Annotated in this window: 24 protein-coding genes; 7 read left to right on the top strand and 17 right to left on the bottom strand. The window is 68.3% G+C overall.

From position 1 onward, the window contains the following. From C5C07_RS09455 to C5C07_RS09445, 3 genes are all read right to left on the bottom strand, one after another. Positions 1 to 1,362 carry a transcriptional initiation protein Tat gene (locus tag C5C07_RS09455; protein ID WP_115804983.1) on the bottom strand — a complete coding sequence of 454 codons (1,362 nt, stop codon included), beginning with the start codon at positions 1,360 to 1,362 and terminating at the stop codon, positions 1 to 3. Positions 1,363 to 1,428: 66 nt separating this feature from the next. Then, a complete protein-coding gene (gene fen / locus C5C07_RS09450; RefSeq protein ID WP_115804982.1) occupies positions 1,429 to 2,409 on the bottom strand; it encodes a flap endonuclease-1 in 981 nt (326 codons plus the stop codon). A 27-nt stretch (positions 2,410 to 2,436) separates the two neighbouring features. Then, on the bottom strand, positions 2,437 to 3,057 hold the full coding sequence (locus C5C07_RS09445) for a GNAT family N-acetyltransferase (RefSeq protein ID WP_115804981.1): 621 nt from the start codon (positions 3,055 to 3,057) through the stop codon (positions 2,437 to 2,439). A 58-nt stretch (positions 3,058 to 3,115) separates the two neighbouring features. Here C5C07_RS09445 and C5C07_RS09440 point away from each other — a divergent pair, with 58 nt between their 5' ends. Together C5C07_RS09440 and C5C07_RS09435 are read left to right on the top strand one after the other, a co-directional pair. Further along, complete coding sequence (locus tag C5C07_RS09440) at positions 3,116 to 3,697, top strand: class I SAM-dependent methyltransferase (RefSeq protein WP_050459949.1); 582 nt, start codon at positions 3,116 to 3,118, stop codon at positions 3,695 to 3,697. Positions 3,698 to 3,718: 21 nt separating this feature from the next. Further along, complete coding sequence (locus C5C07_RS09435) at positions 3,719 to 4,135, top strand: DUF3054 domain-containing protein (protein ID WP_115804980.1); 417 nt, start codon at positions 3,719 to 3,721, stop codon at positions 4,133 to 4,135. 61 nt (positions 4,136 to 4,196) lie between these two features. Here the strand turns inward: C5C07_RS09435 and C5C07_RS09430 are convergent, their stop codons facing one another. Beyond that, complete coding sequence (locus tag C5C07_RS09430) at positions 4,197 to 5,549, bottom strand: MFS transporter (protein WP_004974373.1); 1,353 nt, start codon at positions 5,547 to 5,549, stop codon at positions 4,197 to 4,199. A gap of 228 nt (positions 5,550 to 5,777) precedes the next feature. On the opposite strand from C5C07_RS09430, the gene C5C07_RS09425 reads away from it, so the two are divergent. Both C5C07_RS09425 and C5C07_RS09420 read left to right on the top strand, forming a co-directional pair. Continuing rightward, positions 5,778 to 6,026, top strand: a complete 249-nt coding sequence (locus C5C07_RS09425; protein WP_049905039.1) for a hypothetical protein — start codon at positions 5,778 to 5,780, stop codon at positions 6,024 to 6,026. Between the two features lie 72 nt (positions 6,027 to 6,098). Continuing rightward, on the top strand, positions 6,099 to 7,097 hold the full coding sequence (locus C5C07_RS09420) for an ornithine cyclodeaminase family protein (RefSeq protein WP_050459811.1): 999 nt from the start codon (positions 6,099 to 6,101) through the stop codon (positions 7,095 to 7,097). Between the two features lie 98 nt (positions 7,098 to 7,195). On the opposite strand, the gene C5C07_RS09415 is transcribed toward C5C07_RS09420, so the two are convergent. From C5C07_RS09415 to rqcH, 6 genes are all read right to left on the bottom strand, one after another. Beyond that, positions 7,196 to 7,747 carry a hypothetical protein gene (locus tag C5C07_RS09415; RefSeq protein WP_115804979.1) on the bottom strand — a complete coding sequence of 184 codons (552 nt, stop codon included), beginning with the start codon at positions 7,745 to 7,747 and terminating at the stop codon, positions 7,196 to 7,198. A gap of 167 nt (positions 7,748 to 7,914) precedes the next feature. After that, positions 7,915 to 8,346 carry a hypothetical protein gene (locus C5C07_RS09410; protein WP_004974364.1) on the bottom strand — a complete coding sequence of 144 codons (432 nt, stop codon included), beginning with the start codon at positions 8,344 to 8,346 and terminating at the stop codon, positions 7,915 to 7,917. A 62-nt stretch (positions 8,347 to 8,408) separates the two neighbouring features. Beyond that, complete coding sequence (locus tag C5C07_RS09405) at positions 8,409 to 9,479, bottom strand: mRNA surveillance protein pelota (protein ID WP_004974363.1); 1,071 nt, start codon at positions 9,477 to 9,479, stop codon at positions 8,409 to 8,411. Between the two features lie 107 nt (positions 9,480 to 9,586). Further along, positions 9,587 to 10,291: a DUF4013 domain-containing protein gene (locus C5C07_RS09400; RefSeq protein ID WP_115804978.1), complete on the bottom strand. Its 705-nt coding sequence runs from the start codon at positions 10,289 to 10,291 to the stop codon at positions 9,587 to 9,589. A 67-nt stretch (positions 10,292 to 10,358) separates the two neighbouring features. Beyond that, on the bottom strand, positions 10,359 to 11,066 hold the full coding sequence (locus tag C5C07_RS09395; protein ID WP_115804977.1) for a DUF4013 domain-containing protein: 708 nt from the start codon (positions 11,064 to 11,066) through the stop codon (positions 10,359 to 10,361). A gap of 186 nt (positions 11,067 to 11,252) precedes the next feature. Further along, positions 11,253 to 13,361 carry a ribosome rescue protein RqcH gene (rqcH, locus tag C5C07_RS09390; RefSeq protein WP_115804976.1) on the bottom strand — a complete coding sequence of 703 codons (2,109 nt, stop codon included), beginning with the start codon at positions 13,359 to 13,361 and terminating at the stop codon, positions 11,253 to 11,255. A 108-nt stretch (positions 13,362 to 13,469) separates the two neighbouring features. Here rqcH and C5C07_RS09385 point away from each other — a divergent pair, with 108 nt between their 5' ends. Beyond that, positions 13,470 to 14,819 (top strand): hypothetical protein, encoded by a 1,350-nt coding sequence (locus C5C07_RS09385; protein ID WP_115804975.1) that lies wholly within the window; start codon positions 13,470 to 13,472, stop codon positions 14,817 to 14,819. On the opposite strand, the gene C5C07_RS09380 is transcribed toward C5C07_RS09385, so the two are convergent. Further along, positions 14,786 to 15,202, bottom strand: a complete 417-nt coding sequence (locus tag C5C07_RS09380) for a hypothetical protein (protein ID WP_004974355.1) — start codon at positions 15,200 to 15,202, stop codon at positions 14,786 to 14,788. The genes C5C07_RS09385 and C5C07_RS09380 overlap by 34 nt on opposite strands. 74 nt (positions 15,203 to 15,276) lie before the next feature. On the opposite strand from C5C07_RS09380, the gene C5C07_RS09375 reads away from it, so the two are divergent. Then, a complete protein-coding gene (locus C5C07_RS09375; RefSeq protein ID WP_004974354.1) occupies positions 15,277 to 15,720 on the top strand; it encodes a GNAT family N-acetyltransferase in 444 nt (147 codons plus the stop codon). Between the two features lie 9 nt (positions 15,721 to 15,729). Here the strand turns inward: C5C07_RS09375 and C5C07_RS09370 are convergent, their stop codons facing one another. The 6 genes from C5C07_RS09370 to C5C07_RS09345 all read right to left on the bottom strand — a co-directional run bounded on the left by C5C07_RS09370 (position 15,730) and on the right by C5C07_RS09345 (position 23,094). Next, positions 15,730 to 16,953 (bottom strand): mechanosensitive ion channel family protein, encoded by a 1,224-nt coding sequence (locus tag C5C07_RS09370; protein ID WP_115804974.1) that lies wholly within the window; start codon positions 16,951 to 16,953, stop codon positions 15,730 to 15,732. Positions 16,954 to 17,040: 87 nt separating this feature from the next. Beyond that, positions 17,041 to 18,699, bottom strand: coding sequence for a tRNA uridine(34) 5-carboxymethylaminomethyl modification radical SAM/GNAT enzyme Elp3 (locus tag C5C07_RS09365; RefSeq protein WP_115804973.1), 1,659 nt, complete (start codon positions 18,697 to 18,699; stop codon positions 17,041 to 17,043). A gap of 129 nt (positions 18,700 to 18,828) precedes the next feature. Further along, the gene (locus C5C07_RS09360) at positions 18,829 to 21,072 is read right to left on the bottom strand and encodes an OB-fold nucleic acid binding domain-containing protein (RefSeq protein ID WP_115804972.1); all 2,244 of its coding nucleotides are present in this window, start codon (positions 21,070 to 21,072) and stop codon (positions 18,829 to 18,831) included. A 126-nt stretch (positions 21,073 to 21,198) separates the two neighbouring features. Continuing rightward, complete coding sequence (locus C5C07_RS09355) at positions 21,199 to 21,726, bottom strand: YIP1 family protein (RefSeq protein ID WP_081605193.1); 528 nt, start codon at positions 21,724 to 21,726, stop codon at positions 21,199 to 21,201. Positions 21,727 to 21,809: 83 nt separating this feature from the next. After that, on the bottom strand, positions 21,810 to 22,397 hold the full coding sequence (locus C5C07_RS09350; RefSeq protein ID WP_004061202.1) for a thymidine kinase: 588 nt from the start codon (positions 22,395 to 22,397) through the stop codon (positions 21,810 to 21,812). 118 nt (positions 22,398 to 22,515) lie between these two features. After that, positions 22,516 to 23,094, bottom strand: coding sequence for an NADPH-dependent FMN reductase (locus C5C07_RS09345; RefSeq protein ID WP_004974340.1), 579 nt, complete (start codon positions 23,092 to 23,094; stop codon positions 22,516 to 22,518). 98 nt (positions 23,095 to 23,192) lie between these two features. Here C5C07_RS09345 and C5C07_RS09340 point away from each other — a divergent pair, with 98 nt between their 5' ends. Next, positions 23,193 to 23,534, top strand: coding sequence for a DsrE family protein (locus C5C07_RS09340; protein WP_004974337.1), 342 nt, complete (start codon positions 23,193 to 23,195; stop codon positions 23,532 to 23,534). Positions 23,535 to 23,541: the final 7 nt, after the last annotated feature.

The raw sequence follows: 23,541 nt of genomic DNA, 5'->3' as shown, positions 1-23,541 counted from the left end.
TCAGGTCGCGTCGCGGTTGACGACGGGTTCGACCACGTTCCCGAGTTCGCGCATCATCCCGGCACCGACGAGGTAGTACACCGCCGATTCGACGCGCTCTTTCCACGCGGGCCCGTCGCCGATTTCGAGACCCACGTCGCCGCCGCGGATAATGCTCGCCGCCTCGTTCGCGACGACGCCCGCGAAGTTCGAGTCGTATTCGTCGCGCGTCGCCCGAAAGTCGCGCATCGCTCGGCGTTTCGCTCGGAACGACCGGCCGGAGTCGTAGTCGGTATCGCCGGGTTCCACGTCGAGGGCGTCGAGCGCGAAGTCGTGGGCCTGTCGCGCGAGGAGGGCCTGACCGGTCTTCACGACGCGAAAGACCGTCAGGTCTCGTCGGAGGTCGTTGCCGTAGAATCTGAAGCCGTTGTCGAAGCAGAGCGTGTACAACTCCCAGCGGGCAGCACCGTAGGGCGACGACCGGTCGAGTTCGAGTTCGTCTTCGAGTTTCGTCCGCATCTCGTCACGTCTCGGGAACCGGTTGGTTTCGGCGAGGAGGCCGAGAAGCGCGTCGTCCAGTCGCTCGCGATGCGGCTGTGGGTCGTCTCCGAGACCCGAGCGATACTGCTCTCGGTAGTGTCGTGCGTTTTCGAGTCGTTGTTCCGCCCGCAACTGCGACCCCCACGTGTTCGCGAGTCCGTGGGGCGAGTACTCGTCTACCGAGTCGGGGTCGCTGCCGACGTACGTCCCATTCCAGTTCGAACTGATTCGCACAAAGGCCAGTTCGCGTTCGATGGCGTAGAGATACCCGAGGTCACGGCCGGGGGCGGAGACACGGTACGCAGAGATGGAGTCCGCAACCGCGTCACTCGCCTCCCGCAGTTCACGGCCGCGTTCGAGACGGGCCTCCGGGTCCTCCTCTCCGAGTGCAATCTTCGCGTAGCCGACGGCTTCGCCGGCGAACAGCATTCCGTAGGTTGCCGAGAAGAGACGGTCACGGGTGTCTCGTTCCTCTTTGGCAGATTCGAGGTGACCCCCCGCCGGCGACCCGCGGAGGTGAAACCGCATCTCCTCGCCCACCGAATCGAGGTCGATTCGCGAACGCAGTTCCGTCGCTTGCTCGACAGTCTCTTCGAGTCGCTGCACCGCCGCGTCGGCGTGGTCGTCGCTCACCGGCGGCTGCCAGACGTAGTTACTCGGTGGATTGGGATACAGCGTCGTCAGCCAGTCGGTAATCGGGTCGGGGAGCCACGTCGGCCTGAACCAGCCGATTCCGCCGACCGCGCCCGCGCCGCCGACGAGGCCGAGCAGTTGGCGACGCGAGAGCGAGGAGGGTTCGTCGGAGGGAGAGTCGTCTGTGGGAGGGGCGTCGTCGGGGGACACACGCCGGAGTTCCGAACCGGCCCGTGTAAACGTGTCGGCGGGCTGTTGGCTCGGCGCGAGCGCGGCCTACGTCCAGCGGTCAAGGCCGGTCTGCGTGACCGACTCCTCGATGCGCTCGAAGCCGCGGTGGACCTCGTCAGGGTCGACCTCCCACGTCTCGGTGACGAACTCGCGGGCGGCGGCCACGTCCGGGTCGATGTCCGTGTCGTAGTCGTAGTCGTCGGTGACCGGCGGGTCGAGGAAGAACTCGCGCACTCGGTCGGCGTTGGGGATGCTGTCGCCGCGGGCTTCGAGGACCGACCAGAGGTCGCCGTGTTCCTTGACGACTTTCACGGCGGTCTTCGGACCGATTCCCGTGATGCCCTCGTTGAAGTCGGTCCCGCAGAGCATGGCGATGTCCACGAGTTGCTCGTAGGTGATGTCGTGCTTGTCGAGCGTCGCGTCGAGGTCCATCAGCTCGGGGTCACCCTTGCTCGTGAGCTGTCGGAGCGTGTAGGGCGCGCCGAACAGGAGGGTGTCGTAGTCCTCGCTGCCCACGTAGTCGGCGTCGCCCTTGCGGGCCATGTAGGACGCCTGCGCCTCGCCCTCGGCGGGCGCTTCGACCACGGGCACGTCGAGCAGCGAGAGGAGTTCGCGGCTGGTGTCCTGAATCGTCTCGGTGAGTCGCTGGGTGCGCGCTTCCATCCGGGCGGCCTCGACCGCGTCGCCGGCCTCGCGGGCCGCTTCGAGCCGTTCTTCGGCCTTCTCGCGCTGTTCGCGGCGCTTTGCCACCTCGTCGTCTTTCATCTCCGTGACGCCGCCGTCGAAGACGAAGACGGGCGTCAGGTCGTGTTCGAAGAACTTGGGGAGCCCCTGGACGATGCCGACGAGGTTGGCGACCTCTTTCCCCTCGCTCGTCGTGTACTTCTCCGAGCTCGTCCACTTGACCGTCGTCGTGAGATACCGGTACAGCCAGTTGTGGGCGTCGACGGCGACGACGCTCCCGGCCACCTCGTCGAACGACACCTCGGAGAGCGCGGCGAGCGTCCGCAGGTCTGCGTTTCCCATTTGCTCGGCCTTCGGGGGCCGAGGGTTTCAATCGTCCGAGTGAACGCCGCCGACTCCGGGCGGCTCCGCCCCCTCGCGCGCCGCGAGAAACAACCGCTCCGGGTCGCCGAGGTCGCGAGCGCGGTAGCGGTCGAGGCCGGACTGGTACGTCTCGCGTGAGACCGCGACGGGCGCGTCGGCGGGGCGCTCCAGCACCAACTCGGCGACGCCCGTCTCGCGGCCCGTGAAGCCGAACCCGGCCTTGTGGCACGCCTCGTAGGCGAAGGGGTTGTTCGCGGCGATGCGGACCGTCTCGTAGCCGCGGTCCGCGGCGGCTTCGCAGGTCCGGCGGAGGAGGTCGGGACCGAGTCCGTCGCCCCGGCGGTCCCGCCGGACCGCGACGTACCGGAGCCAGAGCGTCGTCGGGTCCGTTCGGTCCTCGTTGAACGCGACGGCGGCGACCACGTCCTCGGCCAGCGGCGGCAGAGAATCGGGGCCGCCGGTCGGCGCGGGTCGGTCGTCGTCGAGCGCCGGCAGGGGCGCGTCGGGGTCGCGGAACACCGTCTTGCCCGTCCCCGCGGTGACGAACTTCCCCGCGTAGGCGAACCGCCGGTAGTCGAGGCGGAGTCGCGGCCCGTCTTCGGGCCACCCGAGCAGGTCGAACTCCATGGCCGAGATGGGACCGCCGCGCGCAAGAACCTTCCCCGGCGGAGCCGTGGAGTCGGGCATGCACGGCGCTGGCGACGTTCGGTTCTTCGACCGCTTCGCACCCGTTTACGACCTCGTGATGCCGCCCGCCGACCCCGGCGCGCTCGGGACCGCGCTCGACCGCGCCGACCGCCCCGTCGAGCGCGTCGTCGACATCGGCGGCGGCTCCGGGCGGGCGACCCTCGCGCTCGACGTTCCCGAGCGCATCGTCCTCGACCGCTCGGCCGGGATGCTCCGTCGGGCGCGCGAACGAGGCCTCGACTGCGTCCGCGGCGACGCCCGAGGGCTTCCCTTCGCCGACGACTCCCTCGACGCCGTGACCGTCGTGGACGCCTTCCACCACATGCCGAACCAGCGGGGGGTCGCCGAGGAGGTCTTCCGCGTGCTCGCGCCCGGCGGGGTGTTCGCCGTCAACGAGTTCGACCCCGAGACGCTCCTCGGGCGGGGGCTCGTCGCCGCCGAGCGCGTCGTCGGCTTCGGCTCGGCGTTCGCCGCGCCCGACGAGCTCGTGCGCTTTCTCGAACGCGTCGGGTTCGAGGCCGACGTGGTCGAACGGGGCTTCGAGTACACGGTGGTCGGAAAAAAGCGGGAAAGCCATTAGGGGGGCGACGAATCCTCGCCTATGGCAACCTCGACTTCGTTCTTAGAGGAGCGACTCGATGCCGGGGCGTTACCCATCGCGGTGGGCGACGTGCTCGCCATCTTCCTCCTCGTCACCGTCGGCGTGGTTCAGCACAACGGGGTGTCGTACCTCTCGGCCGACCCGGTCGGCTGGGTACTCACCTCGGTCCCGTTCCTCATCGGATGGCTCGTCACCGCCCCGCTGTTGGGCGCGTACTCGCCGGGCGCGGCCGAGTCGGCGAAGTCGGCCGTCCCGCTCGGCATTCGCTCGTGGCTCGCGGCGACCGTCATCGGCATGGCGATTCGCTGGACGCCGCTTTTCGAAGGCGGCGTCGAACTCACGTTCGTCGCGGTCATGCTGGTGCTCGGCTCCGTCGCGCTCGGCGTCTGGCGGACGATTTACTTCCGACTCTTCTGAGACGCGGAGACCGGACCGAACCCGTCCGTCAAAAACTGTTTTTTCGGCCGATCGACCGCCCTCAGGCGGGCGTCGGCCGCCGTCGCAACAACGTCACGCCGAGGAGCGTCGCGGCCGTCGCGAACCCGGCGAGGACCAAGAACAGCGCCGTCGAATCGGCGACGGTGAGGATGTAGCCGGCGACGGCACCGCCGAGCGCGCCGACGCCGAACACGCCGAGGTAAGTAAACCCGTACGAGAGCCCGCGGAGCCCGGCGGGCGTGTACTCCGCGACGGTCGCCTGATAGAACGGCTGGACCATGAACAGGAAGAAGCCGAGGAGCGCACAGACTGCGAGGAGCGGGCCGACGCCGAGACTCGCCACGGGGAGGAAGGCGACGGCGATGACGGCGAGCGCGCCGAAGCCGGCGACGATACCGCGTTCGGTCCTGATGCGGTCGGTGAGCTTCCCGCCGACGTACTGCCCGAAGACGCCGACCGTCAGGAGACCGGCGTAGACGAACAGTTCCACGTCGAGCGTCGGCGCGCCACCGGCCGACCCGGACGCGAGGGCGGCGGGGAGGAGTTCGGAGACGGGTATCGGCTCGATGCCGATGACCGAGCCGAGGAGGTCCGGGAGGAACGTCGTGACGCCGCGGTAGTAGAGCCCCGAGAACATCACGAGCGCGAAGACGAGCGCGAACCCGCCGGCGAACAGGTGCTTCGACTGCGAGACCAGTTCCGCGAACGAGGAGACGCCCGCGCCGGCTTTGTCGTCGCCGCCGGTGTCGCTCCCGTCGCCGCCGTCGGTCGCGGCGACCGCGGCCTGCTCTTCGAAGTTGGCGCGGGTAGCGAGCGCGGCGGCCACGAGCGCCGGGAGCGCGAGCACGCCGGCGACGAGGTGCCAGTCGAAGAACAACAGGAGGAGCGCGGTGAGGAAGGGGCCGAAGCCGATGCCGAGGTTCCCGGCGATGCCGTGGTAGGCGAAGCCGGTCCCGCGTTCCTCGACGCCGGTGCTGATGAGCCGGAGCCCGGCGGGGTGGTAGACGCTGGCCGCCGCGCCCCAGACGACGAGCGCGAGGGCGACGACGACGAGGTTCGGCGACAGCGCGAGCAGGACGAACGACCCGGCCATGCCGAGGAGACAGGCGACGATGAGGCGCTTGGAACCGACGCGGTCGACGAGGATGCCGCCGGGGAGCGCCCCGAGGCCGAACAGCGCGAATCCGAGGCCGGTCATCACGCCCAGCGAGGCGGTCGTGACGGGAATCGTCGCGATGCCGAGGTCGATGCTCGCGAACTCCCCGAGCCAGATGGCCACGAAGATGGGGATGGACAGTTCGTACGTGTGGACCATCCCGTGGGCGAGCATCACCAACGCGACGATTGAGCGGTCGTTACGGTTCACGTCTCCGGCCACGGCACCGACTCCCATAATCGTGTGGAGTTCCGGCAGACGACGCGAGCGCCGGCCCGACTGTTCGGGCGAGAGGCACAATCCACAGTATCGAATTCGTGATGTTCTTCTGGGGCTACAACCCCTCCGTCGTCTTGCGATTATCTCGCTATAAGTTATGAGGAAGGTATCCGAATGCCACAAAAACAGTATCAGTCATCTATGGGAAAGAATTATACCACTTACGTCCGTAGTATGTTATATATTATGACCGGATATTACGACTACATTCTTGGGCTCATCCCGCTCACACTCCTCGGCATCACCGGCACGCTTACCGTCGCCGGGTTGCAGTTGACCACGGCAGTGCCGATGGCCGCGGGCATGGCCGCGCTCCTCACCGGCCACGCGCTCTTCGTGAACGGGCCCTCGTCGCCGTCCCCCGCCCGCCTCGACGAACACGCCGGTCCCAACGCCGCTGACGCGCCCTCTCCTTCGGTCCTCGACGCAGACTAACCCCCAACCCGCGCCCGTCCGGTCGGTTCGCCGGCCCGCAGGGTTTTGACCGCAGGTCCCGTTTTTCCGACCATGACAGCGACCTTGTTCCTCACGAGCGACGAGGTTAGCGGACTGGCGACCCCTGCCGAGTACGTCGATGCCGTCCGCGAGGGCTACAGACAGCGCGGCGAGGGCGCGCCGGCCGAGCCGCGGACGAAACTGTTCAACCGCGAGCCGCCGGGCATGCTCACCTCCTACGCGGCCGTGCTCCCCGAGACGGGCGCGATGGGCGGCTACATGTACTCCGCCGGCTTCGGCGCGGAGGACGCGTGGTTCATGACGCCGCTTTTCGACGCCGAGAGCGGCGAGCCGCTGGCGCTCCTCGACGGCGCGAGCATGAATCCCTTCAAGACCGGGGCGGCGGGCGGAGTCGCCATCGACGCCCTCGCCCGCGACGACGCCTCGACGCTCGCGCTCATCGGGAGCGGCGCGCAGGCCCGCGGACAGCTCCGGGCCGCCGCGACCGTCCGCGACCTCGACACCGTCTGGGTCTACTCGCCGACGAAGGAGAGCCGCGAGTCGTTCGCGGGCGAGATGGACCGCACGCTCGACGCCAGCGTCGCCGCCGTCGCCTCCAGCGCCGCGGCCGTCGAGGGAGCCGACATCGTCGTCACCGCCACGACCGCCGCGGAGCCGGTGTTCGACGGCGACCTGCTCGAACCCGGCACGCACGTCACCGCGATGGGTCAGTACCACCCCGAAAAGCGCGAACTCGACGAGACGACCATCGAGCGCGCGACGTACGTCCCCGACCTCCGCGAGCGCGCCACGATGGACGCCGGGTCGTTCCTCGCCGCCGTCGAGGCCGGCGTCGTCGACGAGGACCACATCCACGCCGAACTCGGCGAGGTCGTCGCGGGCGTCGCCGCCGGGCGCGAGGACGACGAGGAGATAACCGTCTTCGACAGCGGCGGCACGGGCATCGAGACGGTCGCCGCGGCGCACATGCTCTACGAGAAGGCGCGCGAGGAGGGGCTCGGAACGACCATCGACTTCTCGCCGGCGAGCGAGTCGCTGACTGGCGAGTAGAACGGACGGGCGGAGTTTCGATAGACGAGCGGAGTCTCACCGAGACGGTCGCCGCGCAGTCGTGACAAAAAGCGACCGTCACCGGCGTTCGTTCTCGCTCAGAACGTCGTCGGCCACGGACGGGGGAACGCCTCGGGAAGTTCGGAGTTTCCGGGTGCATCTGCGACGCGTTCCGGAACGATCGGACACAGGACGACGACGCCGGGTTTCGATATCGTGACCAGCCCAGCGTCTGCCGCCGCCCGAATGTCTTCGACGTCGTCGAACAGCGCCTCCGGATAGTGGTCCGAGACGTACGGCGAGGCGACGATGTCGGCCACCGTCTTCCCTGCGGCCGTATTGACGAGGTTTGCGTTCCAGTGGGGTGAGTACCCGGACTCCCCGGGGATGAACTCGACGACCTGTGCCTGCAACGTCCTGTCGCCGCCGATGAGGTAGATGTCGTTTTCTCCGCGTTCCGTCACTCCCTCCTCCACCCCGTGAGCGACGTAGTATATCTCTTCTTCTTCGTACCACCCGTTTGCGACCGAGACTCCCGCTACGGCGGTTCCAGTCGCGCCGACGCCGAGGGCGAGTCCGCCCACGAGCAGTCCGGACGCCCGGAGGAACCGGCGACGGGTCGGGCCGTCTCGATGTTCTGTGTTCGTCATAGTCGTTCTCCTTCGAAATCGACGAGTCGGGCGAGACCGCGCCCGGCCCGACGATTCGAGTGAACGAGGGACGAGAAAGCAGATAGTGGTTTTTCGATATCTCACACCACTCTGTGCCGGGTTTCTTCCAAATTCGGAGTGAATGTCGCCTCACTGTCGATATCGAATCACAGCGTCAGTCGTGCGGTCTGTTCGACGGCGGCGACGACCGACGGCAGCATCGCCAACGCCCCGACGGCGAACACGGGGACGACGATGCCCGCCCAGAACCACCCGGTGTGGACCTGTGCTGCGGCACCGAGGAGCGCCGCACCGCCGACGACGAGGCTGTAGTACGCCGAGCGAATCGGGAGCGTCGGTAGGTGGCCGGGCCGCGGCCACGACCCGGTTCCGACGTAGCCGCCACGGAAGGTGCCGACGGCGACGGCGCTCACCGCGAGGGCGGTGAGACCGGACAGCGACACCGCGGCTCTCGGGGTCGCGAAAAGCAGGAGCCAGAGCGTCGGAATCGCCAGTACCGACACCTCCCACGCGGCGAAAAACACCTGGTCGAGCCAGCGGTCGACCCGCCTCGTCGCCTCCGAGAGCCCCCTCCGCATCACGACTAGACGTTGGTTTCCGGCGGCTAAACGGTTTCTCCGGCGGTGGCGGCGAAGGCGGGCTACTGGAGTCGGTACCGGAGGACCGCGGCGATGCCGCCGAGGTTCTTCAACTGCTCGCCGGGCTGGAACTCCGCGGAGAACACGGTGACCTCGCCGCCCTTCTGTTCGACCGAGTCGATGATGTCGTTCACGTCCACGTCCCAGTCGCCGTCGCCCTGTCGCTCGGCGCGGAGCCGAGAGTCGAGGAGAAGCAGATGTTCGACCGCGCCGAAGTCGGCGGCCTCGGCGACCTGTTCGACCCCGTAGGCCGCCTTCGCGCCCGTCGAGATGTTCTCCATCAGTTCGTCGATGAGGTTGGCCTCCTCGGCGATGCGGGTCTGTTTCTGCACGTCGTCGACCGCGCCGCGCTTGAGCACCTCGTGGACGCCGCGGTCGCCGACGCCAGCGGTGTCGACGGTCGTGACGATTGTCTCTGCGACCTCGGGGAAGTTGTTCTCGAAGTAGTCCATCGCGTCGTTCTTCGTGAAGCCCGGGCCGGCGAGGATGATGGCGTCCACGTCGAGGTGCGACAGCGCGGACCCGAGTTCGTCGAACAGTTCGGACCGCGGGCGGGCGTACTCGCCTTTCCCCGTCGGCTTCGTGAGCGAGGCGTACTCGTCGGTGCCGTACTGGGCGACGGTGTGGATGTAGGCCGCGCCCTCCTCGACGGTCGCGATGGCGACGTCGGGGTTCTCAGCGGCCTGTTCGGCCGTCTCGATGCGGTCTATCTGGTCGGCCTTGAAGTGCTTCTCGATGGTTATCTCGGCGCGCTCCTCGACGTTGAGCGTGTGGTGGTGGCCGAGTTGGTCCTCGCGGGAACAGGAGACGATGACGCCGCCGACGCGGAGGCGGTTGGCGAAGCGCGCGAACTCCACGTCGTCGACCTCGATGGTGACGTTGAGGTGCTCGCGCTCGCCGCCGGTGTCCCGCATCTGCTCGTCGTCGCGCTGGATGCGGCGGGTGGTATCGCCGGAGACGAGGTCACCCGGTTCGAGGACGTACGAGAGGTGCCAGAGGTCGTCGACGTTCTCGGGGACGAGCGTGATTCGCTCGCGCCCCTCCTCGCCGCGACCGCGGCTCGAAATGCGCATACACGTCCGGTCGTCGGGGAACGGAAAAGAGTCCTGCTATCGCGGTCACCCGGCGCGAGTCGGCGTCGCGGATGCCAGCGCGGTCGCCGCCTACCGCCCTGCGCCGCTTACCATCCGGTCGACTGCGTCGACTGTTGGCCCTTGCCGGTGGCGTCGGCGAAGCCGCGGGCCCACAGGTAGTACGTCATCACCTGCACGTAGAACAGGACGAAGAACCCGACGACAATGGCCGAGAGAAGACCGCCGATGAAGCCGAGCACGACCGCGACGACGAGCGCGAGCAACCACGCGACGGCGTACTCGCCGGTGAGCGCGCCCGAGAGAATCGTGCGCACGTCGAAGCCGGCACCGAGGTTCCCCTCGATGGCGAAGTTCGCCCCGGCGGCCGGTGCGAGGTAGGCCGCGAGCAGGCTGAGCGCGAACACGAGGAGCCCGAGGACGACCGAGACGATGCCGAGTCCGACGCCGCCCGCGGAGGACGCCGCAGCGCTCCCCGTCGCCGCCTCGGAGACGGTGAAGGTGCCGATGCCGATGATGACCGAGAGGAGCATCGCCGGGATAACCGCCACCAACGCCCAGACGAACGTCACCACGAACAGTTTCAGGCCGTCGACGAACAGGCCGCCCCAGTCGGTGAACGAGGGAGCGGCCCGCTCGCCGTTCGCGGCCGCCTGCATCGCCCTGACGAAGTAGCCCTGCAGGATAATCGCCGGGAGTACCAGAACCGAAAGCAGCGAGAGAACCCCGCCGATAATCGTCGTCGCAACCCAGTCGTCGCTTCGCTTGAGAAACCACAGCGCGTCGGAGAGCATACCGTTGGGGTGTCGCGCCGCTAGCGGCTTAGATATTCCGTCGAAAAATCGGGTTTTCGCTGACAGTTCAGACGGCGGGCTGTTCGCCCGGCGTCTCGCCTTCGTCCATCATCTCGATGTCGTGGAGTTCGCCCCACGTCTTGCCGATGATGTAGTAGGCGGCGACGGCCGCGTAGAACGTCACGAACGCCCCGACGACGAAGCCGAGAAGCGGGATGACGTTGAGGACGCCGACCACGATGGACGACGCGAACAGCACCGCGAAGGCCGTGAGCCACGCGGTGGCGTACTTGCCCGAGGTCAGGATGGGCCGGAGCGTGCCGAAGTCGAACGCCGCGCCCATGCGGTCGGTCTCGGCGTAGTTCGACAGCGCCGCCGGGATGAGGTACGCGGCGAGCAGGCCGAGGACGAACGCGAGCAGGAGGCCCACGAGCGCCACGATGCCGCCAAGCGCGCCCGCGGCGTCGGAGCCGCCGGCCGCCGCGCCGACGATGCCGGCGAAGCCGAACACGCCCGCGATGATGGCCGGGACGAGCGCGTAGACGAACGCGATAGCGAAGCCTTTCACGCCGTCTACCGCCATGTCACCCCAGTCGTCGAACTCCGGGGGCACCTCGTCGCCCTTCATGGTCGCGCGAACGACCCGAAGGAGATAGCCGATGACGAGGAACGTCGGGACGATGAGGAAGCTCAACAGGCCGAGGACGCCGCCGATGAGGACCGTCTTTACCCAGTCCTCGCCGTTTCGAAGGTAATTGAGTGATTCTGAAAGCATTGGGATTCACCGAGCGCCACCACCCACCCACCCACCGGCCGTTCGGCCGAATGTGAGATTCGCGGGTTGACACGCGCGCTCGAAGCAACATTACGACGAGAAAGTATATAATCTTGTACCCGACGCGACCGAATAATTGAATATTAAGCCGTCTAGCGTCTGATTACCGAGGGACGGCGTCGACGTTCACTCGTCGACGATGTCGCTGCCGCCCGGCGGGAGGAACTCCTGAATCTGGTCGGGTGATGCGATTTTTCTGACGAACGACTTGTCGGCGAAGCGCTCGCGGAGCCGGCGATAACACAGTTTCGCGGCGTCGTTCTGGGCGTACTGCCCCGGCGTGAGCGTCAGCGTCGTCTCCGCGCGCGCCTCGATTGCCGACGGCGGACCGCCGATGGCGCGCGTCTCGTCCTCGCACTGGATGCCGACCGCGACTTTCGCGGCCACGTCCTCGAAGTACTCGCGGTCGCCGCGGATGACGAAGCTCCCCTTCTCGATGTACTCGCCCGACTCGGGCGTCTTCGACACCTGCGAGGGCTCGACCATGTAGGCGTCGTCGGCGAAGCGGCCCTCCTTCCAGATGGAGGAGTACGAGACGGCGAACTGCGCGGCCTCGCGGAGCGTCTCGTCGGAGAAGTCGACCGCCTGCGCGGGCTCGCTCGGCCCCGTCGCCTTCAGGAGCGTGACCGGCCCGCCGTGGGCCTGCGTGTGGAAAAAGCGGTCGTGCTTGCTCATGTACTTCTTCACCAGCTCCTCGTTTTGGTCGGCGTTGCGGCCGCCGACGACGAGGTAGCCGCTCGAAGTGTGGAACCAGCGGAACCGCTCGAACCAGTGTTCCGTGGACTTGACGGGGACCGAATCGAGCGCGAGCCAGTCGGTCTCCTCCGGCTCTTCGTCCTCGTCTTCCTCGTCGTCCTCGTCGTCGTCGGCCTCCCACTCGTCGCGGCGCTTCTTCACCGCCGCGAGCTCCTCGCGGGTGTCCTCGATGGCGGCCAACGCGCCCTCCTTTTTCTCCTCGATGCGCTTGGCCTCGGTGTAGAGGCGGTCGGCGTTCTTCTCGACGCCCATCGACACCTCGAGGGTGACGGTCGCGTCGTCGAGTTCGATGGTGACCGTGCCGTTCGCGCCGTCGACGTTCGTGACGGCCTCGGCCTCGGGGATGCCCTGTTCGGCACCCTCCTCAAGCCTCGCGGCGATGTCGTCCCACGGGACGCCCTCCTCGCGCGCGCCGCGGACGGTCGACAGCACGTCGTCGACGAGGTCGTAGTTGGCGTACAGCAGCTCGGCGCGCTCGCGCTCGTCTTCGGCCTGCTGTTCGAAGCCCTCTATCGCGCCCTCCTGCTGGTCGATGATGCGCTGCTGTTTGGCGATTTCCTCCTCGAAATCCGGCCGGTTCGACGTGGCTTCCTGCTCGTCGGCGGTCAAATCGAGCCGGAAGAAGTACTCGTCGAGCGCGTCGTTGAACGTGTCGTAGGCCTCCTCGTCGAGTCCGGCGTTCTGGTGTTCGCGCAGCGGGAAGGGCGTCACGTCCACGACCTCGCCGTCGTCGCCGAGGTAGAGCCGCGGGTCGAACTCCCCGGAGCGCACCTGTTGGCGGAGGTCGACGATGGCGTCGTAGACGGCGTCGTAGTCCTCGGCGGTCGCGTCGGCGATATCGAGCGTCTTCTCGACGCCGGCGCGGGTACACAGCTCTTCGGCGTAGAGGCCGCCGAGGTTCAACTGAGTGGCGAGCGTCCGCACCACGTCGGTGTCGGACTGCTCCATGTTCCGGCCGAGGGCGTCGCGGCTGACGGTAAGGGGGTCGAGCCGCGAGGCGGGGTACTCGTACTGCGACCCAGGCGCGACCGTCCGCGACTTGAGCCGCACCGTCTCCAGACTGCGGACGACTTCGCCCGTCTCGTCGAGCACCGCGATGTTGCCCTGTCCGAACAGTTCGACGACGATTTTCGTGTTCTCGTCGCCGCGCTCGAACGTGAACGTGAGGATGCGGTCGAACTCGTACTGCTCGACGCCCGCGAAGTCGGCCCCGTTGAGCCGGTTTCTGAGCATCATCGCGAAGTTCGGCGGCCGACCGGGGGCGTCCGGAACGTGCTCCTGTGCGGCGAGGTGCGCGCGCTTTATCTCGCCCACCTCGAGGAGGAGTTCGAGCCGACCGCGGTCGAAGTCCCGCATCTTGAGGCGAAGCAGGTCGTCGCCGTAGAGGTACGCCTTGTCGACCTTCGCGCCCTCGTACCGGTTCAACTCGGTGACGAGGGCCGCGAGGTCGACGCTCGTGAGTTCCCGCTTCGGGTCCATGGACTCGCTTTTTGGCGGCGAACGAAAAGGGGTGTCGTTTCCGCGGGTGCGACGGCCGCCCGGATCGGGGATAAGATACTTATCAACCAACCGGAATGTATTCGGTGAATGCGCCCCCGTACCCTCGCTCTCGCCGCCCTCGCCCTCCTCGTCGCGCTGGCCGCGCTCCCCGTCGGGAGCGTCCCCGCCGAGGCGCGACCGCCGCCCGAAGCCGTCTGCGGCGTCTGCGGCGAGGCGTTCGAGGAGACGGCCGACGCCGCGGGCGTCCCGCTCACCGTCGAATCGAGCGCGCTCCGGGTCCGCGTCGACGACGACGGCGTCGGGACGTGGACCGCCCGCGTCGAACTCGACGACGAGTCGGCCGCGACGTTCCGCGAGAACCCCGACCGACTCGACCGCGTCGTCAGCCGGACCTTCGAAGAACACCGCGTGTTCACCGACGACCGCAGACGCCTCGAAACCCGGATGGACGGCGACACCGCGGTCGTGACTTTCGAGGTGCCCGGGATGGCGTACCGCGGCTACGGCGACGTGCTAGTCGTGGACTACTTCCACGTCGACGGGGTCAGAGGCACCGTCTACGTCGACGCCGACCGATTCGCCGTGAGCGGTCCCGAGGGGTCGGCGCTCCTCACCGCGCCCCCCGGGACTCGGACCAACGAGACGGCCGCCGTCTGGAGCGCCGACGACGGGGACCCGTCCAGCGTCGGAAGCCAGACGTACCTCACGTTCGGCCCCGACGCGGGACTCGCGACCACGGCCGCGGCCTACGCCAGTCTCGCCGCCGACTCGGGACCCGGTATCCTCACGAACCTCGCGTGGGTCGCGTTCGTCCCGACGCTCGTGCTCACCGTCGGCGTCCTCCTCATCCGGCACTTCGACCGCCGGTTCGACGGCGACCGGGGGGCGCGGCGGTTCGGCCCCGTCGTCGCGGGACTCGGCGTCCTGTGGGGCCTCTGTCTCCTCGCCGTCCGGGCGTTCTCCGGGAGCGTCGCCGCGATGGCGTGGCTCCTCGCACTCCAACTCGTCGCGCTCGGCGTCGTCTCGGCGGTCCGCCCCAAAGCGCTCGGATTCCGTCGTCTCGTCGCCGCGACCGTCGGGCCGCAGGTCGCGCTCGCGGTCGCCACCGCGATTGCGATGCCGGGGCCGAACCCGTGGTTCTCGGTCAGCGCGCTCGCGTTAGAGGCCGCCGTCGTGCTGTTTCTTCCCCTCGGGTACGCGGCCCGACGTGACGGAAGCACGCGCCCGCTGTCGCTCGCCATCGTCGCCGCACCCGTGGTCTTCGCGCTGCCGCTGGTTCCCTTCGGTGGCTACGGCGTCCTCTTTCTCGGGATTCTGCTCGTCGTTTGGGTGCTGGTGACACTCGCAACCGGGTCGCTCGTCTACCGACTCGGCTGGGCGCTCGGCGGCGAGTCCGAACGGGGTCAGGCCGACGACAGTACGCGAGCGACGGCGTAGCGCCCGACGAAGCCGAGCGCGAATCCGAGGCTCGCGAGGAGCCCACCGGCGACGAGACCGGTCGCGACTCCCTGCCAGAGTCCCATGCTCGGCGTCGTCAACTCGGCCGCGCCGAGCGCCGCGAAGAAGCCGAGTACCGGGCCGGCGCCGAGCGGGAGCGCCCCGAAGACGCCGTCGCCGCGGAGCGCACCGACCGCGCCGCCACCGAGGCCGAGCGCGACCACGGGCCACAGCCGGAGCCCGAACGGGTACGAAAGCGGACCGACCGCGTCCGGCGGGAGGTGCGTGGCGAAGACGAGCGCGAAGAGGGCGACGCCGCCCAGTTGATGCTGTCGAACGGGGGCGTCCTCGCGTCCGAGGAAGAACCTGTCGAGCGTACTCACGGACGGTAGTCAGTGGAACGACACGATAAAACCCGCTCCGCAATCGTCAGGTGGCCGCCCGCGGAACTGCTCCCATGAGCGAAACCGAGGTCCGCGTCGCGGTCACCGAGGGCGAGCGCGACGACGCCTTCGCCGTCCGAAAGGCCGTCTTCGTGGACGAACAGGGCGTCGACGAGGAACTGGAGTGGGACGAACACGACGACCCGGACGCCGAGGCGGTCCACTTCGTCGCCTACCGCGGCGGCGACCCGGTGGGCGCGGCCCGCCTGCGCGAGTACGAACCCGGCGTCGGCAAGGTCGAGCGCGTCGCCGTCCTCGAATCGGCCCGCGGCGAGGGCTGGGGGCGACGGCTCATGGACGCGCTCGAAGCCGAGGCGAGCGAGCGCGGGTTCGACTCGCTTCTGCTCCACGGCCAGACGACCGCTGAGGGGTTCTACCACGGCCTCGACTACGAGACGACGAGCGACGAGTTCGACGAGGCCGGCATCCCGCACGTCGAGATGCGAAAATCGCTGTAGCCGGGACGCCTACTCCTTCGAGACCGACTTCTCCACCGGCCGACTGCGACGGGCCTCTCGGAGCTGGAAGCCGTCGGACTCCTCGCGGGCGAGCAGTTCGCGCTGCGGGTAGGGTATCTTGATTCCCTCGCGGTCGAACGCGAGTTTCACGCTCCGAAGCACCTCGGCTTTCGCCTGCGCCCGACGCGGGGCCGAGGGGTTCGTAATCCAAAAGCGGAGTTGGAGCCCGATTGACGAGTCGCCGAACGTCGTCGGCATCACCTGCGGTTTCGGCACGTCCTCGACGAACTGGAGGTCGGTGAGCGCTTCCGCCGCTACCGACTCGGCGTGTTCGATGTCGGCCTCGTAGTCGATGCCCACGTCGAGGCGGAGTCGGAGGCGATTGCGCTTCGTCCGGTTGGTTATCTTCGCGTTCGTCACGCGGTCGTTGGGGAAGACGACCGTCTCACCGTCGGCGTTGCTCAGCCGGGTGTTGATGATGGTGATGTCGGTGACGATGCCCTCGGCGTCGTCTATCTCCACCCAGTCGCCGAGTTCGAACGGCCGGGAGAACATCAGCACGAAGCCCGCGATGAGCGACCCGAGGGTCTGTCTCGCGGCCATCCCGACCACGATACCGAGGAAGCCCGCGCCGACGAGCAGGCCGCCGATTCGGACCTGCCAGACGGTGAGCGCCGCCATCCCGACCGCGAGGAGGACGACCAGTTGGAGGACGCGGAAGACGATGCCCTGCTGGTGGGCGTTGATGTTGTCCGAGGCGGTCGCGTACGACTCCAATCGCTCTTCGAGGACGTTCGTTCCGACGAGCGCGCCGGCGAACAGCGCGACCGTGGCCCCGAGTTTGACGGCGTTCGGAACCGCGACGGCGAGCACCTCGGCGAAATCCGCGGCGAGGCCCGTAAAGCCCCAGAGGAGCAACAGTGACAGCGCCGCGCCGACGAAGACCGCGAGTTGGAGCGTCCGGACGACGACCGTCGCGGGAAACAGCCACGCCGCGTCGGTGACGGCGTCGGGAACCCGCGGGTGGTCCAACACTCGCGTTCGGAACTCGGCGGTCGCCCGCGAGACGAGTCGCGGCGCGAGGAACACCGCGATTCCGAGCGCGAGCGCCACGAGCGCCGCCGAGATGCCGAGCCGTTCTTCGGTCGAAACGAACTGTGCGAGCGCCGAGCGGAGGTCCTGAAGCCACGTCGTCGCCTGCCCCTGAACCGCCGCACCCCCCTGTGGTGCCATTCTATCGACTGCGGTCGGCCGAAAAGTAAAAACGTGGCGGAGCGACAATCAGCGGTGAGAATCGGTCGATGAGGGTGTTTTCGTCGGCTACAGCCGCTTCGACACGTACGGACCGTCCTGGTGGTAGCCGAGTTTCTCCTTGTAGTACTGCCGGACGCCGATGCCCGAGATGACCGAAATCTTGTCGTAGCCGGCGTCGCGGGACAGTTCTTCGGCGTGCGCGAGGAGCTTCTTCCCGTAGCCCTTGTGCTGCCAGTCGCCGTCGGCACCGATGCCCGCCTCGGAGCCGTAGACGTGGAGTTCGCGGACGAGCGCCGCGTCCTGCAGTTCGCGGCGGACCGGGTTGCCGGGGAACCGGAGGCGACAGAACCCGACGAGCAGGTCCTCGACGGGGTCCTCGAACGAGATGAAGTGCTCCGTGCCGCCGGCGACCTCGTAGGTCATCACGTCGAGTTCGATGCGCTCTGGGTCCGGGTCGGCCTCGTTCATGCCGACCTCGCGGGCGCGGATGTCCCGCTGGACGATACCTCGTTCCTCGGCGCGCTGGGCGGCCAGTTGTCGGAGGTTCGACTTCCAGACGCCGGCGTCGATGAAGTCCGCGGGGATGTCCCGCTGGACGCGCTGGAGGCGGGTGTACTTCGGAATCATGCCCATGACCTCCGCGACGATGTCGGCGGCCTCCTCGTTGTTCAGCGGTTCGTACTCGTCGCGCCGCCACATGTCGTAGGTGATGGTGTCGCGGACGATGAGCGTCGGGTAGATTTTGAGGTAGTCGGGCCGCCAGTCGCTGTTTTCGAACAGCTGACGGAAGTCCTCCAGACACATCTCCTTGGTCATGCCCGGCTGGCCGGGCATCATGTGGAAGCCGACCTTGAACGCCGAGTCGCGGAGCCGGCGGTTGGCGTCGATAGAGGCCTGCACGCCGTGGCCGCGGTGCATCTCGCGGTTGATGCGCTCGTAGGTCGTCTGGACGCCGACTTCGACCTTCGTCGCGCCCAAATCGAGCATCCGGTCTATCTGCTCCGGGTCACACCAATCCGGCTTCGTCTCGAAGGTCGTCCCGATGTTGCGGATGTCGTTCGTCTCGTTTTCCGCGATGACGTCCTCGATGTACCTGAACTCGACATCCTCGGGGTCGGGCTTGAACGACCGATCTTCCGCCGGTTCGGGCTCCTTGTCGAGGTCGTAGTCGTTCATCGCTTCGAGCGCCCGCTTGACGAACCACTCCTGGTAGTCGTGGCTCCGGGCGGTCATCGTCCCGCCCATCAGGATGAGTTCGACCTTGTCCACGGGATGGCCGATGTGTCGAAGCTGTTCGAGTCGGAGCGTGACCTGCCCGTAGGGGTCGTAGTCGTTCTGGACGCCGCGGGCGGCCGCGGGCTCGTGGCCCGTGTACGACTGCGACGAGGAGAACTCGCTGGCGGGCCCGCCGGGACAGTAGAGACACTTCCCGTGGGGGCACATGTGCGGCGAGGTCATGATGGCGACCGGCGAGACGCCGGAGGCGGTCCGGACAGGCTTGCGCTGGACGACCTCTTTGACCTCCTCGCGGCGGTCTTCCGGGGCGTACTGCAGAATCTCGACGTTCTTCGGAACCTTCGGCGAGGAGTGTTCCGAACAGGCGTCGAGCTTTGCCGATTCGAGGCCGTCGCGGTCGACGTCGCCCGCGAGGATGCGCTCGACGAGCGCCTCGCAGGTCCGTTCGAACGCCTCGGACTCCGTCTCGGTCTCGGCGCTCACGGACACACCTCCCGTTCGGCGACGCGGTGGCGGTTCATGGGCGCGAATCGGGTCGTTTCGTGGATAAGCGTGTCGCTCGGGAGGCTGGAATACAGCCCTCCGTCGAACCGCGCGAGGAGGAGTCTGGATTGCGGCTTAGAACTGCTCGGCGGCGGCGTCGAGGACGGCTTCGAGCGCCTCGTCGCGCGCGCCGGTCAGGAACTCGATACGACCTTCGCGGATGCCCGCGGCGGCGAGGCCGGCGGCGGGCGCTTTCTCGGCGGCCGACTCGACGACCGCGCGGAGGTCGAGGTCGCCCGTCGAGCGCAGGTAGAGTTCGTCCATGCCGAGCGCGACGGTCACGAAGGCGTCACCCTCGCGGGTGCGGCGGTGGAGTTCGTCCACGAGCAGGCCCGTCGGCGGGAAGTCGAAGCGGTGACTGTAGGCGTCCGAGTCGAGGACGGCCACGGAGATTGCGCCGACGTCGCGGCGTTCGAGGTTCGCCTGCGCCGTCTCGATTTCGTCTTCGAGCTTGATGCGGAACTGCTCGGAGACGTGGCCGGCGAGGCCCTCGTCGGCGTCGAACAGCAGGTCGGCGATGAGTTCGCGCTTGTCCTGATAGGACTGGTAGTAGGCTTCCAGCGCGACGGCCTCGCGGAGTTCGCGGACGCGGTCGGCGTCGAAGCCGTGGGACTCGGCGAGGTCGAGGTACTGCTGCGGGCAGTTCTCCCAGTAGCTGACGGCGGGGAGGTGCGACACGTCGTCGCGGATGTCCTCGTTGACGGCGACCGAGAGCGTGGAGGCGAGCGCGCCGACCGAGAGGTCGCGGGCGTCGGCTCCCTCGCGGGCGGGGTTGACGAGCACGTCGACTTCCTCGGCGACCTCGTCGTCAGCGGGCGCGGCGTCGACGACGACGCGCTCGGAGCCGTAGACGCCGAGCAGGCCGAGGCCGTCGAGGGACTCGGCGGTCGAGCCGGCACCGAGGAGAAGCACGAGCGGGAGCTTCTCGTCGTGGCGGTCGCGGTCTTCGAGCATCCGCGTCACGTCGTTCGTGGCGGCGTCCATGCCGTAGACGGCCTCCTCGAGCGGGCGACGGGTGAAGTAGTGGTACTCGGCGTCGTCGCGGGGGTGCTCCTCGCGGATGAGCGGGAGCACGGCGCGCTCGACGGCGGCGCCGGCGACGTAGCCGTCGGCGGTTGCCGTGTGGCGGACGACGATGGGGCGCGATTCGAGGACGGCGCGGCGGATGGCCTCCGCGGCGTCGAGCAGCGACTTGCCGACGGCGGCGACCGGCTCGTGGGCCGCGAGGGGCGCGACGGCGTCCGGGCGGGCCTCGTCCGAGAGGGCGTCCGCGAGGCGCTGGGCCACGGTGTCGGCCTCGTCGCCGTCGAGAATCGTCAGTTCCTCGGTCTCTATCTGCAGCTCGCCGCGGCGGCGCTCGACCTCGCCGTCGATGCGGACGTAGTCGCCCACTTCGACTTCGGGGTACGCGCGGACGCCGGCCTCGACGAAGGCCGCGCAGTCGGCGATGGCCGTCTCGTCGCGGAGTTCGAACACCGTCGGGCCGCCGGTCTGGCGGACGCTGGCGATTTCGCCCTCGACGCGAATCACGTCGCCGACGCGGTCGTCGATGCTGGCGAGGGTCACGCGCTCCGCCTCGTCGGCGTCGGCGTCAGCCTCGGTCTCGGCTTCCTGCTCGGCGTCGGTGTCGTCCTGCTCGGGCGCCGACTCGGACTCGGGTTCGCTTTCGGGTTCCGCTTCGACGTCCTGCTCGGACTCGCCGTTGACGGCGATGTCGTCGACGACGTCCCCGGCGGTCGGCGCGCGGTCCTCGTCTCCGGCGTCGGACTCGGACTCGGACGCGGCGTCCTGTTCGGGCTCGGACTCGGACGCGGCGTCCTGTTCGGACTCGGGCTCGGGCTCGGTTTCCTGTTCGGACTCGGGCTCGGCTTCGACCGTCTCGGACGACGTGCTCGCGCCGACGGGCTTCGTCGTCTTGCCCGTCTTCGGGCGCGTCTTGACGGTCGCTGGACCGCTGCTCTCGGCTTCCTTCTCGACGGGCTGGCCGTCGGCGTCGCCGTCGGGGTCGTGGATGCGAGCGCCGCGGAACTCTGAGTCGGACTGGCGAATCGACCAGCCGAGGTCGATGTTGCCGTTGTCGCGGACGTTCTTCACCTGGACGAACACCTCGTCGCCCGGCTCCCATTCGAGGGATTCGAGGCGGCGGTCGAGTTCGCTGCGGTGCAGTAATCCGGTCACGTTCGAAGCGAGGTCGACGAAGACACCGAAGTCGGCGTACCCGTCGACGGTGCCTCTGTAAAATCGGCCGGGGACGAGCTGGTGGGGGCTATTGCCCCGGAATTCGAACCAGACGTCCTCCTCGTGCGTAATCCAATCCATTGCGTTGAGCAAACAACCCCTAACTAAAACGATTGTCGAAAAACGCTCAGGGGAGATTTGCGCGTGTGCGGGCGAAAAAACGGCGCTCCGTCGGTCGAAACGCGGGAATTCGAGGCGCGGTTCGGCTCAGACGAGCGCGAGCGCCGCGGCGAGTTCCGAGACGGCTCGGAAGCCGCCGAAGGCGTAGCCGAAGACCACGCCGGCGGGGACGGCCGCGGCGAGCGCCGCCTTCGGAACCGTCGTCTGATGGACCTCGCTGATGCCGACGACGAGGAGCACCGCGCCGTAGGCGGCGCACAGCGCGCGGACGCCGGGAATCGGGAGGCTGGCGAAAGCGCACGGCGCGGCGGCGTAGGCGATGACCTGCACCGTCTCGCTCACCCCCGCGCGGCGGGACAAAAGCGGGATGAGAAGCGCCGTCTGGATGGCCGCCGTCAGGTGGAGGAGCGCCGGCGCGACGAACAGCGCGACGACGAGCAGGGCGACGAGCGCCGAGACGAGCGGGCCGCCCTCGATGGCCGGAATCGTCGCCGGCGCGAAGGCGAACCCGAGGCCCTGATAGACGAGCGCCACCGCGATGGCGAACACGAGGCCGGGCGCTTGGTCGCCGGGAGCGACGCCGTCCCGGAAGAACTGGCGGGGGCGGACGACCACGGCGACCCACGCGCGGAGGATGCCGGTCGGTCCGCGGTCGCGGCCCTCGCGTGGGGTTTCGACCCAAGTAGTCACGCTAGCCTCTAGTCCCGCCGGAGGGTATGACAGTTCCGGCACCGCGCCTCGTAGGACTCCTCCGCGCCGACGAGGATGGTGGGGTCGTCAACGTGCGCGGGCTCGCCGTCGATGAGTCGCTGGTTCCGTGTGGCCGGCTCGCCGCAGACGGTGCAGATGGCCTGGAGCTTGTCGACGTACTCGGCGAGCGCCATCAGTTGGGGAAGCGGGTCGAAGGGTTCGGCGCGGAACGTCTGGTCGGTCCCGGAGACGACGACGCGCTTGCCGTCGGCGGCCAGCGCCTCGCACACGTCGACCAGCTCGGCCGAGAAGAAGTTCGCCTCGTCGATTGCGACCACGTCCTCGCCGTTGAGTTCCTCGGCGATTTGCCAGACGCCCTCGCCCTCGGAGGGGACGACGCTCGCCTCCCACGAACGACCGGCGTGAGAGCCGACCGTCGTCTCGCCGTAGCGGTCGTCGAGCTGGGGCTTGAACACCGAAATCTCCTGTCCCGCGATTTCGGCCCGGCGGAGGCGTCGGAGGAGCTCCTCCGTCTTCCCCGAGAACATAGAGCCGGAGATGACCTCTATCCATCCGCTCTGCGTGATGGCGTGCATATCCTGACTGGGGGACGAGGAGGGTCAAAACGATTGTTCATCTGCCGCGACGGTCGGGAGTCGAGACGGGTCGGTCCACCGAACCCGCGCCGCGTTCGAAACGGCGCGTGGCGACTTCTCAGTCGTCCGCGCCGACGTTCTCGCCGCTTTCGAACGTCGGGGGCTCGGGCTCGATGTTGGCGTAGACGACCGCGTCGCGGCCGAGTCGCTCGACCCGCTCGCGCAGGTCCTCGCTCGCGAGGTCGTCGCCGTCGAACGACGAGGAGACGCGGGGGATGGCGACCTGATGGGGGAGCACCCACGAGTTCAGCGACCGGCAGACCGACCGGAGGTGTTCGAGGGCGGTCACGGGAAACGACCCGCCGGCGACGGCGAGGAGGCCCACGGTCTTCTCGCCGAACTCGTCGAAGCCGCAGTAGTCGAGGGCGTTCTTGAGGACGCCGGAGTACGAGCCGTGGTAGACCGGCGTGCCGAGGATGACCGCGTCCGCGCCGTCGACGACGCGGACGAGTTCGGCCGAATCGCCCTGCTCGTCGTAATCGGCGTCGAGCGGCGGGAGGTCGTACTCGCGGAGGTCCACGAGTTCCGTCGTACCGCCGGCGGCCGACGCGCCGGCGAGGGCGTGTTCGAGCGCCAATCGGGTGTAGCTGCGGTCGCGGAGACTGCCGCAGATGGCGACCACGTGTGGCTGCGTCATACCCTGTATCTCCGAGAGCGCCGTGAAAATCTCGTCGGCCGCAGTCGAGCGTGTCGGACGGGCACAACACACAGGAACCCGGACCGCGAAAACCAACCGTGAACGTCGTCTTCCACGTCTCCAGCGCCGACCTCGGCGACTGGCGACACGCCATCCGTAACGTCCGAAACCTGCTCGACGACGAGACGGTCGAGACGGGCGAGGTCACGCTCCTCGCCAACGGCGACGCGGCGCTCCTCTTCCTCGCCGACTCGCCCGTCCGCGACCGCCTCGACCCGCTGTTCGAGGCCGGCGTTCGCTGTTGCGCCTGTCGGAACTCGCTCGACGGCCGCGGGTTCGACGCCGACCGACTGGCCGACGGCGTCGAGGTCGTTCCCTCGGGCGTCGGCGAGCTCGTGGCGCGACAGGCGGCGGGCGACGCCTACCTGAAGGTGCCGTAGGAATCGG

This window comes from Haloferax sp. Atlit-4N, from assembly GCF_003383025.1.
Lineage (GTDB): Archaea > Halobacteriota > Halobacteria > Halobacteriales > Haloferacaceae > Haloferax > Haloferax gibbonsii.
Note: the sequence above shows the minus strand (reverse complement) of the source record. Positions and strands in the feature narration are given on the sequence as shown.